This is a genomic window from Streptomyces sp. Sge12, from assembly GCF_002080455.1.
GTDB lineage: Bacteria > Actinomycetota > Actinomycetes > Streptomycetales > Streptomycetaceae > Streptomyces.
Genome location: NZ_CP020555.1, coordinates 2,642,311 through 2,657,306 on the forward strand (window position 1 = coordinate 2,642,311; position 14,996 = coordinate 2,657,306).

The 14,996-nt window shown below is 70.9% G+C and carries 8 protein-coding genes; 4 read left to right on the forward strand and 4 right to left on the reverse strand.

Going from position 1 to position 14,996, the window contains the following annotated elements:
• Positions 1–151: 151 nt before the first annotated feature.
• On the reverse strand, positions 152–1,165 hold the full coding sequence (gmd, locus tag B6R96_RS11380; RefSeq protein ID WP_030386879.1) for a GDP-mannose 4,6-dehydratase: 1,014 nt from the start codon (positions 1,163–1,165) through the stop codon (positions 152–154).
• Positions 1,166–1,572: 407 nt separating this feature from the next.
• Here gmd and B6R96_RS11385 point away from each other — a divergent pair, with 407 nt between their 5' ends.
• The gene (locus B6R96_RS11385) at positions 1,573–2,517 is read left to right on the forward strand and encodes a GDP-L-fucose synthase family protein (protein WP_030386880.1); all 945 of its coding nucleotides are present in this window, start codon (positions 1,573–1,575) and stop codon (positions 2,515–2,517) included.
• Positions 2,518–2,539: 22 nt separating this feature from the next.
• Here the strand turns inward: B6R96_RS11385 and B6R96_RS11390 are convergent, their stop codons facing one another.
• The gene (locus B6R96_RS11390; protein ID WP_081522401.1) at positions 2,540–4,015 is read right to left on the reverse strand and encodes a sugar transferase; all 1,476 of its coding nucleotides are present in this window, start codon (positions 4,013–4,015) and stop codon (positions 2,540–2,542) included.
• Between the two features lie 383 nt (positions 4,016–4,398).
• Here B6R96_RS11390 and B6R96_RS11395 point away from each other — a divergent pair, with 383 nt between their 5' ends.
• On the forward strand, positions 4,399–6,669 hold the full coding sequence (locus tag B6R96_RS11395; protein ID WP_081522402.1) for a M4 family metallopeptidase: 2,271 nt from the start codon (positions 4,399–4,401) through the stop codon (positions 6,667–6,669).
• A gap of 142 nt (positions 6,670–6,811) precedes the next feature.
• Here B6R96_RS11395 and B6R96_RS11400 read toward each other — a convergent pair whose 3' ends face one another.
• Positions 6,812–7,522, reverse strand: coding sequence for a hypothetical protein (locus B6R96_RS11400; RefSeq protein WP_081522403.1), 711 nt, complete (start codon positions 7,520–7,522; stop codon positions 6,812–6,814).
• Positions 7,523–7,688: 166 nt separating this feature from the next.
• A complete protein-coding gene (gene glgP, locus B6R96_RS11405) occupies positions 7,689–10,325 on the reverse strand; it encodes an alpha-glucan family phosphorylase (RefSeq protein WP_053705324.1) in 2,637 nt (878 codons plus the stop codon).
• An 853-nt stretch (positions 10,326–11,178) separates the two neighbouring features.
• Between glgP and B6R96_RS11410 the strand changes: the two genes are divergently transcribed.
• Both B6R96_RS11410 and treS read left to right on the forward strand, forming a co-directional pair.
• Positions 11,179–13,173, forward strand: a complete 1,995-nt coding sequence (locus tag B6R96_RS11410; RefSeq protein ID WP_081522404.1) for an alpha-1,4-glucan--maltose-1-phosphate maltosyltransferase — start codon at positions 11,179–11,181, stop codon at positions 13,171–13,173.
• Positions 13,170–14,888, forward strand: coding sequence for a maltose alpha-D-glucosyltransferase (gene treS, locus B6R96_RS11415; RefSeq protein WP_030386886.1), 1,719 nt, complete (start codon positions 13,170–13,172; stop codon positions 14,886–14,888). The genes B6R96_RS11410 and treS overlap by 4 nt, the downstream gene beginning before the upstream one ends.
• The last annotated feature ends 108 nt before the right edge of the window (positions 14,889–14,996 follow it).

Here is a 14,996-nt window from a genome sequence, read left to right on the forward strand (position 1 = left end):
ACCTCTCTTGACCCATTGCATACCAAGTTGGAATCAACAGGTTCAACATGAGGGTGCACAAGGGACATACGGCAGGTTTACCCCGGCCATACCCACGCAGAGCTGCGATGTATGGCCGGAACACGGCAAACCGTAGGGGAAATATAAGGCCTCAGCGATCGATCCGGACCGTCACGCCCGCCAGTTGGTCCTCGACCTGCCGGATATCGGCGTCCACCATGATCTGCGCCAGCTCCGCCACCAGGACCGTCGGCTTCCAGCCAAGCAGGTCATGGGCCTTGGAAGCGTCGCCGATCAGGGCGTCGACCTCACTCGGGCGCTCGTACTTGGCGTCGTAGCGCACGTGCTCGGTCCAGTCGAGGCCGGCGTGCGAGAAGGAGGACTCGACGAACTCGCGGACGGTCGCGGCCACCCCCGTGGCGACGACGTAGTCGGTGGGCTCGTCCTGCTGGAGCATCCGCCACATGGCGTCCACGTACTCGGGGGCGTAGCCCCAGTCGCGCACCGCGTCGAGGTTGCCGAGGTAGAGGTGGTCCTGGAGACCGGCCTTGATGCGGGCCACCGCGCGGGTGATCTTGCGGGTCACGAAGGTCTCACCGCGGCGCGGGGACTCGTGGTTGAAGAGGATCCCGTTGACGGCGAACATGTCGTACGCCTCGCGGTAATTCACCGTGGTCCAGTACGCGAACACCTTCGCGGCGCCGTACGGGCTGCGCGGGTGGAACGGGGTGGCCTCGTTCTGCGGGGGCGGGGTGGCGCCGAACATCTCGGAGGACGAGGCCTGGTAGATGCGGGTGTCGACACCGCTGGCCCGGATGGCCTCCAGCAGCCGCAGCGCGCCGAGGCCGGTCACGTCGCCCGTGTAGAGCGGGGCGTCGAAGGAGACGCGCACGTGGGACTGGGCACCGAGGTTGTAGACCTCGTCGGGGCGTATGTCACGGAGCAGGTTCACGAGCGCGACGCCGTCGGAGAGGTCGGCGTGGTGCAGGACGAAGGACCGGTTGGCGGTCTGCGGGTCCTGGTAGATGTGGTCGACCCGCTCCGTGTTGAAGCTGGAGGACCGCCGCACGAGCCCGTGCACCGTGTAGCCCTTGGAGAGCAGGAGCTCGGCGAGGTACGAGCCGTCCTGTCCGGTGACTCCGGTGATCAGTGCGGTCTTGCCCATGGGGTCCCCTTGAAGGTGGTTGCTGTCGGTCGTGGTGAGGCGGTGCCTCGGGGTGAGGCGGTGCCTGGGGGTGGGTGCGGAGCGGGCCTTCGGGCGTCGCACCGAACGGCCCTGCCGCGGCCCGGGGGCCGGATTGCGTTACCGTACACGGCCGCTTCCGGGTCGCCCCGGCGGGGCGGACGCCCCTGTCCGGAGCGGACGCGGGCCGGGCCGGGCCCGGTTCCGGGCGCCTGCCCGGAGCCGTTCCGGACCGGGCCGGGGACCGGCTCCCGGCCGGTCGGCGGGCCGGGGCGGGAGCGGCGTCCGGGCCCGGGCGGTCCGTCGGGGCGGGCTGCTGTCCGCGGGCCGGAGCCCGCCGCGGCGGACCCCTGCGACCCCCGCGGGAGCGGACTGGCATCATCGGCGGTATGACAAGTTCGCTGCCGCTCCTGCCCCCGCACGCCCGCGTCTTCGTCGCGGGCCACCGCGGCCTCGTGGGGTCCGCGGTCGCCCGCCGGCTCACCGCCGACGGCCACGAGGTGCTCACCCGGGGCCGGGCCGACCTCGACCTGCGCGATGCCGCCGCGACCGCGGCGTACCTGAAGGACGTCCGCCCGGACGCCGTGGTGCTGGCCGCCGCCAAGGTCGGCGGGATCATGGCCAACAGCACGTACCCGGTGCAGTTCCTGGAGGAGAACCTGCAGATCCAGCTCAGCGTGATCGGCGGCGCGCACGCCGCCGGCGTGGGCCGGCTGCTGTTCCTCGGATCGTCCTGCATCTACCCGAAGCTGGCCCCGCAGCCCATCCGCGAGGACGCGCTGCTGACCGGCCCGCTGGAACCGACCAACGAGGCCTACGCCCTCGCGAAGATCGCCGGCATCGTCCAGGTCCAGTCGTACCGCAAGCAGTACGGGGCCTCGTACATCTCGGCCATGCCGACGAATCTCTACGGCCCGGGCGACAACTTCGACCTGGAGACCTCGCACGTCCTGCCGGCCCTGGTCCGGCGCTTCCACGAGGCCGCCGCCGAGGGCCGTGACGAGGTCACGCTGTGGGGCTCGGGCACCCCGCGCCGGGAGTTCCTGCACGTGGACGACCTGGCCGCGGCCTGCGCCGTGCTGCTCAGCAGCTACGACGGCGACGAGCCCGTCAACATCGGCTGCGGCGAGGACCTGACCATCAAGGAGCTGGCCGAGACCGTCGCCGAGGTGACCGGCTTCCGCGGCCGCCTCGCCTGGGACACCTCCAAGCCGGACGGGACCCCGCGCAAGCTGCTGGACGTGAGCCGCCTGACCTCGCTCGGCTGGAAGCCGGCCGTCCCGCTGCGGGACGGTATCGCCGCCACCTACCGGTGGTGGCGCGAGCAGAGCTGATCGCACAGGCGGCCCAGGTTCCTCAGTACGCTCCGCGACCGTCGACGACGGCGCGGAGCGTGCGGCCCATGACGTCGACATCGCTGGTGAAGGACCAGTTGTCGACGTACTGGAGGTCGAGCTGGATGGTCTCGTCCCAGGACAGGTCGGACCGTCCGCTGATCTGCCACAGCCCCGTCATCCCGGGCCGCACGGTGAGCCGGCGCAGCTCGACCTCGCCGTACTTGGCCACCTCCTCCGGCAGCGGGGGGCGCGGGCCGACCAGCGACATGTTGCCGATGAGTACGTTGATGAGCTGCGGGAGCTCGTCCAGCGAGGTGCGGCGCAGCAGTCTGCCCACCCGGGTGACCCGGGGGTCGCGGCGCATCTTGAACATCAGGCCGTCGTTCTCGTTGGACCCGGACAGCTCGGCCTTGAGGGCGTCGGCGTCCACGACCATCGTGCGGAACTTCCACATGACGAACGGGGCCCCGTCGCGGCCGATCCGCCGCTGCCGGTAGAAGGCCGGGCCGCGCGAGCCGAACCGTATGGCCAGCACGATCCCCAGGAAGAGCGGGGAGAGCGCCAGCAGTCCGGCCGCGGCTCCCACCCGGTCCAGGGCCGACTTGAGCATGGTCTGCACCCCGCGGCCGACGGGCGGTACCACCCGCAGTACGGCGAGCCCGCCCGCGGACAGGGTCTCCAGTCGCTTGACGGAGACCTCCACCAGGCCGGGGAAGACCGCGAGTTCCAGCCCCGCGTCGTGCAGGGCCCAGGCGATCCGGCGCAGCCGCTCCCCCGTGATCCGTACGCCGGGGGCGACGAGCACCAGGTCGGCGTGGTGGCTGGCGACGGCGCCGAGCACGGCCGCGGAGTCGCCGTTCGGGGCCTCGGGGGTCCATCCGTCGAGCCGCGCCGCCACGGGCACCCCGCTGGAGAGGGCCCCCTTGCCGACCGGGACCACGCCGACGACGACGTACGGGTGGTCGGTGCGGGCGGCGAGGTGCGCGATGACGTCCTCGGCCGCGTCGGGCTCGCCGACGACCAGGACGCGGCTCACGGCCTGGGCCTCGCGGCGGGCGGCCGAGAGGTGGCGGTAGGTCAGCTTGTGGACGGCGACGGTGATGAGCAGAGCGGGCAGCAGGGCCCCGAGGGCGGACAGCCGGGGGGTGGCCTCTTCGGTCACCACGCGCGCCACGGCCAGCACGCCGATGAGAATCAGCCAGTCATGTACGACCGGCAGTACACCGCGGGACTCCCCCAGCGCCCGGGACGCGTAGCGCCGGCGCAGCGCCTGCACCCCGGTCCACGCCACGGCGGCGGCCAGGGCGCAGTAGACCGGCCGGACCTGCTGCGCGGCGTCGAAGACGAGTCCTACAGGGATCGCGGCGCCGAGGAAATCGGCGGCGACTGCGGCAGGGCGGTACCAACGGGCCTTGTCTCCGAGGCGCCGTGCGGGCGCAAGGGACTCCCGGGCCGCTCTGGCCACTCTTTGCGCAGGAAAATGGACATGCCTCATGGGCCCCCCTGGCACGTGGTCTATGACAGTGGCAGGTGTCCATGGCTTCCCCTGGCACCGAACATCTGCCGCACCGGGAAACAGTACGACAAACACCCGTACGGTAAATGCCGTTTGGGTCAACGCAGCCTCTTGTTGCGCAAGTGTTAGCAACCGGTACCAGACGTTCCGTATGTAGGGCGGTCCAGGGACGCACACGAAGGTGAATGGTCCGGATACCGGAGACGCATCTTCGAACAACGAACCGTTTCCGGCCAACCTTTTGACGCGCCCCTGACATCTGTCGCTGCGAGTGGCAATCTTCGACCGTTCATCGCACCAGCCCTGTTCTGCCCGGAGGCCCACCCAGCCATCCGGAACCCCCCTTGCAGAAGGAGTCTGCGTTGAGGTCCACCCCCCAGAGGCGTGCCACCGCAGCCGGCGCGCTCGTTGCCGCGGCAGCCCTGCTCGCCGTAGGTATCCAGACCGGCACCGCGACCGCCGACGCCACCGCGTCGCAGGCACCCAAGGCCGCCCAGTCCAACCCGGGCGCGGCCAACCGCGCACTCAGCGCCTCGGAGCGTGCGACGCTCCTGGCCGAAGCCAACTCGACCACCGTCCAGGCCGCCAAGGCGCTCGGCCTCGGCAGTGGCGAGAAGCTCGTCGTCCGCGACGTGGTCCAGGACGCCGACGGCACCACGCACACGACCTACGAGCGCACCTACGACGGACTCCCCGTCCTCGGTGGTGACCTCACCGTCCACGCCAAGGGCGGCGTCACCAAGAGCGTGACCAAGGCGACCAACCACGAGATCAAGGTGGCGGACACCAGCGCCACCGTGACCCCGGCGGCCGCCGAGAGCCAGGCGGTCTCCGCCGCCAACGCCGAGGGCTCCAAGGAGGCCAAGCCCTCCAAGAACGCCCGCAAGGTGATCTGGGCGGCCGAGGGCGCGCCGGTCCTCGCGTTCGAGACCGTCGTCGGCGGCCTCCAGCACGACGGCACGCCGAACGAGCTCCACGTGGTGACCAACGCCAAGACCGGCGCCAAGATCACCGAGTGGCAGGCCATCGAGACCGGCACCGGCAACACGATGTACAGCGGCCAGGTCACCCTCGGGACCACCCAGTCGGGCAGCACCTGGAACCTGACCGACGCCGCGCGCGGCAACCACAAGACCTACAACCTCAACCGCGGCTCCGGCTCCGGCACCGGCACCCTGTTCTCCGGCCCGGACGACGTCTGGGGCAACGGCACCGCCGCCAACCTGGAGACCGCCGCCGCGGACGCGCACTACGGCGCCGCCGTCACGTGGGACTACTACAAGAACGTGCACGGCCGCAACGGCCTGCGCAACGACGGCGTGGCCCCGTACACCCGGGTCCACTACGGCAACGCCTACGTCAACGCGTTCTGGAGCGACTCCTGCTTCTGCATGACCTACGGCGACGGTGAGGGCAACAACAAGCCGCTCACCTCCACCGACGTGGCCGCGCACGAGATGACCCACGGCCTGACCTCGGTCACCGGCAACATGACCTACAGCGGTGAGCCCGGCGGTCTGAACGAGGCGACCTCGGACATCATGGCCGCGGCCGTCGAGTTCTACGCCAACAACCCGCAGGACGTCGGCGACTACCTGGTCGGCGAGAAGATCGACATCAACGGCGACGGCACCCCGCTGCGCTACATGGACAAGCCGAGCAAGGACGGCTCGTCCAAGGACAGCTGGTACTCGGGCCTCGGCGGCATCGACGTCCACTACTCCTCGGGCCCGGCCAACCACTGGTACTACCTGGCCTCCGAGGGCTCGGGCGCCAAGGTCATCAACGGCGTGAGCTACAACTCGCCGACCGCGGACGGCCTGCCCGTCACCGCGATCGGCCGTGACGCCGCCTCGAAGATCTGGTTCCGCGCGCTGACGGTGGGCTACTTCAAGTCGAACACCAACTACGCCGACGCCCGCGTCCAGACCCTGAAGGCCGCCGCGGACCTCTACGGCCAGGGCTCGACGATCTACAACAACGTCGCCAACGCGTGGGCGGGCATAGCCGTCGGCTCCCGCATCTCCAACGGCGTCTCGGTCACCCCGATCGCCAACCAGAACACCGTCACGGGCAGTGCCGTCAGCCTGCAGGTCCAGGCCACCAGCACGAACCCGGGTGCGCTGAGCTACGCGGCGACCGGCCTGCCGGCCGGGCTGTCGATCAACTCCTCCAACGGCCTGATCTCGGGCACCGCCACCACCGCGGGCACGTCCAACGTGACCGTCACGGTGACCGACTCGCAGAACCAGACCGGCACCGCGGCGTTCACCTGGACGGTCGGCACCACGCAGCCGAACGTCTTCGAGAACACCACGGACTACCAGATCGCGGACAACGCGACCGTCGAGTCCCCGATCAACGTGGCGCGCACGGGCAACGCCCCGAGCGCCCTCAAGGTGGACGTGAACATCGTCCACACCTACGTCGGTGACCTGGTCGTCGACCTGGTCGCCCCCGACGGCAGCGTCTACAACCTGCGCAACCGCACCGGCGGCAGCGCGGACAACATCGTCCAGCAGTTCACCGTGAACGCCTCCTCCGAGGTCGCGAACGGCACCTGGAAGCTCCGCGTCCGGGACGCCGCCAGCCTGGACACCGGCTACATCAACAGCTGGAAGCTCACCTTCTGACCCCACCGGGGCAGCGTGAACGACAGCTGAGCAGATAGACACGGGGCCGCCCGGGAGGAATCCTCCCCGGGCGGCCCTGTTCCATGGGCCCCCTCGGCGGGGAACTCCGTCCCGCGGGGGCCGGCGGCGTCCGCGGGCGGGATCAGCGCAGGGCGCGCAGGATGCGGGCGACGAAGCCCTCCTCTTCCTCCTCCTCGTCGTCGCGGTTCTGGTCGCTCTGGTCGATCTGGTCGCTCGGGTCGATCTCGTCGATCTGGTCGCTCTCGTCGTCGCGGCCCTGGTCGCCGCGACCCGGCCAGGTGCCGTTGCCGCCGTTGCCGCCCTCGTCCTCCTCGGCCGGAAGCTCGTCTGCCGGGGTCTCGTCGGCCGGGGTCTCGTCGGCCGGGGTCTGGCCCGTCTCGTCGTCGCGGCCCTGGTCGCCGCGGCCCGGCCAGGTGCCGTTGCCGCCATTGCCGCCGTTGCCGCCGTTGTCCCCGCGGCCCGTGTCCTCGCGGTCCGCCGGCTTGAAGTAGACCGAGACGACCTCCACCCGCTTAGCCCGGCCCCCCGGCTTCAGCACCGCCTCCGCCTCGCCCTCGCAGCTGCGGTTGTCGAAGAGGACCGCCAGCGACTCCGTCTCGTTGCGCACCTCGATGGCCGGCTCGTCGCGGGAGGTGCGCGTCAGCAGGTAGCAGGTGTCGTTGTCGGCGGGCCGGATCTGCGCGTTGCGCGTGGCTCCGCTCGCGTCGAGGTACTGGTAGTGCAGCGTGCCGAGGGCGCGTTCGCCGTGGTCGTCGGCGAGCGACGGCGCGGCGGTGGGCAGGGCGAGCGCGAGAGCGCCGACGATCACGGCGGCGGTCGGGCGAAGACGCATGGGGGTGTCCGTTCCTCGGGTTCCGGGATACCGGTCCGGTGGCATCCTCGGGCAGCGTAGGAGCGGGACACTCTGCCGAAACGTTTCGGCGGACCCTGCGCGAGCGTGGTTCACCCATGAGGCCGGGCGGCGCGCACCCGCGGTGGCGCCGCCCTGCCCCACACGGTCAGCGCAGGAGTACGCCGCCCCCCGCGTCCGTCTCCACCGGGGCCGCGACCAGGCCCAATTCGGCCGGGGTCGCCAGCAGCGGGTGCGCGGGCAGGATGCGCACCGTGTAGCCGAAGGGCCCCGTACGGTCGAGCGCGAGCGGGCCCTCGTACAGCCAGCGGCCCTCCAGATCGGGGCCCGCGGCCGGCTTGAGCGGGAAGCTCCGACCGTCCCGGATCACGTCCTGCGGGTCCACCCGGCCGGCGAAGGCCTGCACCTCCACGTCCTCGGGCGCGAGCGCGTCCAGCGCCACCTGCACGCGCAGCGTGAGGGTGGCGCCCAGCTCGGCGGTGCCGTTGACCGGAGCCTCGGCCAGCGTCTCCACGTGCTCGACGGAGATCCGCGGCCAGGCCGCCCGGACCCGCCCCTTCCACCAGGCCAGGTCACGCGCCGCCTCGGCGTCCAGGGCCCGGTGGGCGAGCGCGGCCGGCGTGTACAGCCGCTCCACGTACTCCCGGACCATCCGTCCGGCGAGCACCTTCGGCCCCAGCGAGACCAGCGTGCGCCGGACCATCTCGATCCACCGCACCGGGAGCCCGGTGCGTCCGGCCCGGTCGTAGAAGCGGGGCGCGACCCGGTTCTCGATCAGCTCGTAGAGGGCGCTCGCCTCCAGGTGGTCGCGCCGGTCCTCGTCCGCGCCGAGCCCGTCGGCGGTCGGGATGGCCCAGCCGAAGTCCGGCTCGAACCACTCGTCCCACCAGCCGTCCAGCACGGAGAGGTTGAGGCAGCCGTTCAGCGCGGCCTTCATCCCGCTCGTGCCGCAGGCCTCCAGGGGCCGCAGCGGATTGTTCAGCCAGACGTCGCAGCCCGGGTAGAGCTTCTGCGCCATGGCCATGCCGTAGTCGGGCAGGAAGACGATCCGGTGCCGCACCCGCGGGTCGTCCGCGAACCGCACCAGCTCCTGGACGAGCCGCTTCCCGCCGTCGTCGGCCGGGTGCGCCTTGCCTGCGACGACGATCTGCACCGGCCGCTCCGGGTCCAGCAGCAGCCTGCGCAGCCGCTCCGGGTCGCGCAGCATCAGTGTCAGCCGCTTGTACGAGGGCACGCGCCGGGCGAAGCCGATGGTCAGCACGTCGGGGTCGAGTACGGAATCCACCCAGCCCAGTTCGGCCGCCGCGGCGCCGCGCTGGCGCCACGAGGCCCGCAGCCGGTCCCGTACCTCCTGCACCAGCTGCTCGCGCAGCACCCGGCGCAGGTCCCACACGTCCTGGTCCGGGATGTCGGCGACCGCGTCCCAGCGGGGGGAGCCGCCGACCGACAGGGCGTCCTCGGCACGGCCCGCGCCGATCTGGCGGGCGCCGAGCCGGATCACCTCGGGGGCCACCCAGGTCGGGGCGTGCACCCCGTTGGTGACGGAGGTGATGGGCACGTCGGCCGGGTCGAAGCCGGGCCACAGCCCGGCGAACATCTCCCGGCTCACGGCGCCGTGCAGGGTGGACACCCCATTGGCCCGCTGGGCCAGGCGCAGGCCCATCACGGCCATGTTGAACACCCCGGGGTCGCCGCCGGGGTAGGTCTCGGCGCCCAGTTCCAGGATCCGCTCGACGGGTACGCCGGCCAGTTCGCCGCCCTCCCCGAAGTGCCTGGCGACCAGGGCCCGCTCGAAGCGGTCGATCCCGGCCGGGACGGGGGTGTGCGTGGTGAACACCGTTCCGGCGCGCACCGCCTCGACGGCCGCCTCGAAGCCGAGGCCCTGCTCCCGCTCCAGTTCCCTTATGCGTTCGAGCCCGAGGAATCCGGCGTGGCCCTCGTTGGTGTGGAAGACCTCCGGATCGGGGTGCCCGGTGATCCGGCAGTACGTGCGCACCGCGCGCACTCCGCCGATGCCCAGCAGCATCTCCTGGAGCAGCCGGTGGTCGCTGCCGCCGCCGTAGAGCCGGTCGGTCACCTCGCGGGCCGGGGCGTCGTTGTCCTCGACGTCGGAGTCCAGGAGCAGCAGCGGCACCCGGCCGACGCGGGCCTGCCAGATGTGGGCGTGCAGGGTGCGTCCGCCGGGCAGGGTCAGCGACACGCGGGCGGGGGTGCCGTCGTCCTGGCGGAGCAGGCCGAGCGGGAGTTCGTTGGGGTCGAGGACGGGATAGTGCTCCTGCTGCCAGCCGTCGCGGGAGAGCGACTGGCGGAAGTAGCCGTGGCGGTAGAGCAGGCCCACTCCGATGAGCGGGACGCCGAGGTCGCTGGCGGCCTTCAGGTGGTCCCCGGCGAGGATGCCGAGGCCGCCGGAGTACTGGGGCAGGGCGGCGGTGATCCCGAATTCGGGCGAGAAATAGGCGATGGCGGCAGGCAGTTCCGCGCCGTTCTCCTGGCTCTGGTACCACCTCCCGCCGTTCACGTAGTCATCGAGGTCGGCGGCGGCAACGGCGAGCCGCCGCAGGAACCGGCGGTCGGCGGACAGTTCCGCGAGCCGGGCCGCCGAGACGGCGCCGAGCAGCCGGACGGGATCGCCGCCGGCGGCCTGCCAGCCCTCGGGGTCGACGGATTGGAAGAGTTCACGGGTTTCGGCATGCCATGACCAGCGCAGATTGCGCGCCAGGTCGGTGAGCGGCAGCAGGGATTCCGGGAGGACGGGGCGCACGGTGAATCGACGGATAGCCTTCACGTGTTCCACCTTCGCAGGGGATTACGGATAGGAGCGGCCGCACCACGCTGTGCACCCGCGCATCACCCCCGGAAGGCTAGCGACGCCCGCGGCTTCCGGCCATGGCGCCTGGGGTGCCCGGCCCGGGGCGGTGCGCGACCGCGCGCGACCGGATCCGTCCGGTCCCGTCCGGCCGCGGTCCCGTCCGGCCGCGGTCCCGTACTCCGCCGGAAATGGCCGGGGATCGCCCCCCGCCCGCCGCCGTCCCGGATGCGCCGAGGCCGCGGGCGCTCCGCCCCGCCCGTCGGCCGCGGCGGGGGGTTCCGGCACGGCGGCGGGACGGCGGTCGCCCTTCGAACGCATGCTTCAGGATCGCGGGCCTCACTGGTCACCCGCGCCTTCGGACCTGACGGTCCGTCGCTTTCCGGGGCCGCTCCGGCGGCTCGGCCGGCGGGGCCCCCGGGGCCCGTGGGGCGGGTGGTTCCCGCCCCGGTCGCGGCTCGACCGCATACCCGCCCGGCACCGCGTCCGCCCGTACGCCACCTGATTCCGGCCGACTTGATGGAGCCCGGCCGGATGTCGACCAGGCCCTTGGTATTGCCCGTGCCACTACGTACGAGTAGTTAACCGAGCACCCGGATTGGGTGGGGTGATAGTGGGAAGGGCTCCCCGGGTACACGCGTACACGCACGGCGCACCGCCCACAAACCCTCTCCCCGCCACCCGAGTGAACGCGGACAGGAGCGGCCATGCCCGCAGCCCAGCCGTCCACTGAGCGGCTAGAAACAGAGCGAACAGAGCGTGCACTACCAGCCGTGATTCCGGCTGGCCTGTTGTCACCGAGCCCTGCGAACTGCCCCCAGGTGATCCCATCATGATCGGTCGCATTCCCGTGCTGGACGTCCGCCCCGCCGTCGACTGCGGCGCCAGACCCGCAAAGGCGGTCGTGGACGAGGTCTTCGAGATCTCCGCCACCGTGTTCCGCGAGGGGCACGACGCCGTCGCCGCCCATCTCGTCCTGCGTGATCCGGGCGGGCGGCTGCGCGCCCCCGTGCCGCTGAGCGAACTCGCCCCCGGCACCGACCGGTGGGGGGCCAAGGTCTCCGTCGAGGTCGAGGGGAGGTGGACGTACACCGTCGAGGCGTGGAGCGATCCGGTGGCCACCTGGCGGGCCCATGCCGCGATCAAGATTCCCGCCGGGATCGACACCGGGCTGATGCTGCTGGAGGGCGCCGAGCTCTACGAGCGGGCCGGGGCCCGGATCCCCAAGCGCGACGGGCGCGAGGCCGTGCTGGCCGCGGCCGAGGCCATGCGCGACGAGGACCGGCCCGCGACCGAACGCCACGCGGCCGCGCTCGACCCCGCCGTGGACGCCGCTTTCGCCAGGCGCCCGTACCGGGAGCTGGTCACGGCCTCCAAGCCGCTGCCGCTGCTGGTGGAGCGCAAGCGGGCCCTCTTCGGCTCCTGGTACGAGATGTTCCCGCGCTCCGAGGGAGCGGTGCTGGAGCCCGACGAGGCTCCGGTCAGCGGGACCTTCCGGACCGCCTCCGAGCGGCTGCCGGCGATCGCCGCGATGGGCTTCGACGTGGTCTACCTGCCGCCCATCCACCCGATCGGGTCCACCTATCGCAAGGGCCCCAACAACACGCTTTCCGCAGGGAGTTGGGATCCGGGTGTGCCCTGGGCCATCGGTTCCACGGAGGGCGGGCACGACGCGGTCCACCCGGAGCTCGGCACCATCGAGGACTTCGACGCCTTCGTCGGGCGCGCCCGCGAGCTGGGCATGGAGATCGCGCTGGACTTCGCCCTGCAGTGCTCCCCCGACCACCCGTGGGTGGAGAAGCACCCGGAGTGGTTCCGCCACCGCGCCGACGGCACCATCGCGTACGCGGAGAACCCGCCGAAGAAGTACCAGGACATCTACCCGATCCACTTCGACACCGACATGGCCGGGATCGTCGAGGAGACCTGCCGGATCCTGCGGCACTGGATGGGCCACGGCGTCCGGATCTTCCGGGTCGACAATCCGCACACCAAGCCGGTCGTCTTCTGGCAGAAGGTGATCGCGGACATCAACAAGTCCGACCCGGACGTGATCTTCCTGGCGGAGGCCTTCACCCGGCCCGCGATGATGCGGGCGCTGGCCGCCGTCGGCTTCCAGCAGTCGTACACGTACTTCACCTGGCGCAACACCAAGGCCGAGCTGACCGAATACGTGACCGAGCTGGCCGCCACCGCCTCCGCCTCGGTCATGCGGCCGAACTTCTTCGTCAACACCCCGGACATCCTGCACGAGTACCTCCAGCACGGCGGCCGCCCCGCCTTCGAGGTCCGGGCCGTCCTCGCGGCCACCCTCTCCCCCACCTGGGGGGTCTACGCCGGCTACGAGCTCTGCGAGAACACCCCGGTGCGGGAGGGCAGCGAGGAGTACCTGGACTCCGAGAAGTACGAGTTCCGGCCGCGCGACTGGGCGGCCGCCGACCGCACCGGCGCCACCATCGCCCCGCTGATCACCTCGCTGAACCGGCTGCGCCGCCGCAACCCGGCGCTCCAGCAGCTGCGCGACATCCACTTCCACTCGACCGACAACGAACAGGTGATCGCCTATTCGAAGCACGCCGGAGCCAATTCCGTACTGGTGGTCGTCAACCTCGATCCGCACCACACCCAGGAGGCGACGGTCTCGTTGGACATGCCGGTACTCGGCCTCGACTGGCACGGGTCCCTCGCGGTGCGCGACGAGCTCACCGGCGAGACCTATCACTGGGGCAGGGCGAACTACGTGCGCCTAGAGCCGGGCCGCACGCCCGCGCACGTACTGGCCGCTCTGCGACCGTCCCCGCCCACCGGAGGGTCACCCACCACATGATGATCAACGATCCCGTCCATGACACCTTCGAGGACACCCCCGCCAAGGACCGCGATCCCGACTGGTTCAAGCGGGCGGTCTTCTACGAGGTCCTCGTCCGCTCCTTCCACGACAGCAACGGCGACGGCGTCGGGGACCTCAAGGGGCTCACCAGCAAACTGGACTACCTCCAGTGGCTCGGTGTCGACTGCCTCTGGCTGCCGCCGTTCTTCGCCTCACCCCTGCGCGACGGGGGATACGACGTCGCCGACTACACCTCCGTGCTCCCCGAGTTCGGCGACCTCGCCGACTTCGTGGAGTTCGTGGACGCCGCGCACACCCGCGGCATGCGGGTGATCATCGACTTCGTCATGAACCACACCAGCGATCAGCACGAGTGGTTCCAGCAGTCGCGCAAGGACCCGGACGGTCCGTACGGCGACTACTACATGTGGGCCGACAACGACAAGCAGTACCAGGACGCCCGCATCATCTTCGTCGACACCGAGACCTCCAACTGGACGTACGACCCGGTACGCAAGCAGTACTACTGGCACCGGTTCTTCTCCCACCAGCCGGACCTCAACTACGAGAACCCGGCCGTGGTGGAGGAGATCATCTCGGCCCTGCGGTTCTGGCTCGACCTCGGCATCGACGGCTTCCGCCTCGACGCCGTGCCCTACCTGTACGCCGAGGAGGGCACCAACTGCGAGAACCTGCCCAGAACCCACCAGCTCCTCAAGCGGGTCCGGGCCGAGATCGACGCGCACTACCCGGACACCGTGCTGCTCGCCGAGGCCAACCAGTGGCCCGAGGACGTCGTCGACTACTTCGGGGACTACGCGAAGGGCGGGGACGAGTGCCACATGGCCTTCCACTTCCCCGTCATGCCGCGCATCTTCATGGCCGTACGAAGAGAGTCGCGCTACCCGGTCTCCGAAATCCTGGCCAAGACGCCGGCGATCCCGGACCGCTGCCAGTGGGGCATCTTCCTGCGCAACCACGACGAGCTGACCCTCGAGATGGTCACGGACGAAGAGCGCGACTACATGTACGCCGAGTACGCCAAGGACCCGCGGATGCGGGCCAACATCGGCATCCGGCGCCGTCTCGCCCCGCTCCTGGACAACGACCGCAACCAGATGGAGCTGTTCACGGCCCTGCTGCTGTCGCTGCCCGGCTCGCCGGTGCTCTACTACGGCGACGAGATCGGCATGGGCGACAACATCTGGCTGGGCGACCGCGACGGTGTGCGCACGCCCATGCAGTGGACCCCGGACCGCAACGCCGGTTTCTCCTCGTGCGATCCGGGCAGGCTGAACCTGCCGGTCATCATGGACCCGGTCCACGGGTACCAGGTCACCAATGTCGAGGCGGCCATGGCGTCGCCCTCCTCGTTGCTGCACTGGACCCGGCGACTGATCGAGATCCGCAAGGCGAACCCCGCCTTCGGACTCGGCTCGTACACCGAACTGCCGTCGTCGAACCCGGCGGTGCTCGCGTTCCTGCGCGAGTACGGGGACGACCTGGTGCTGTGCGTGCACAACTTCTCGCGCTTCGCGCAGCCCACGGAGCTGGATCTGCGGTCGTTCAACGGGCGGGTCCCGGTGGAGCTCACGGGTGACGTGCGCTTCCCGCCGATCGGCGAGTGGCCGTACCTGCTGACCCTGGCGGGCCACGGCTTCTACTGGTTCCGGCTGCGGGCCGAACAGCGCGTCGACAAACGCGCGAAGTAGCGGGCCGAGGACGGGGCGGGCAGCTCGAATGGGTCAATCGCCCGCCCCTGTACGGACCATCCTGACCCGACACTCGCACATGCCGGATAAGCAACTGCCGCGCATCCG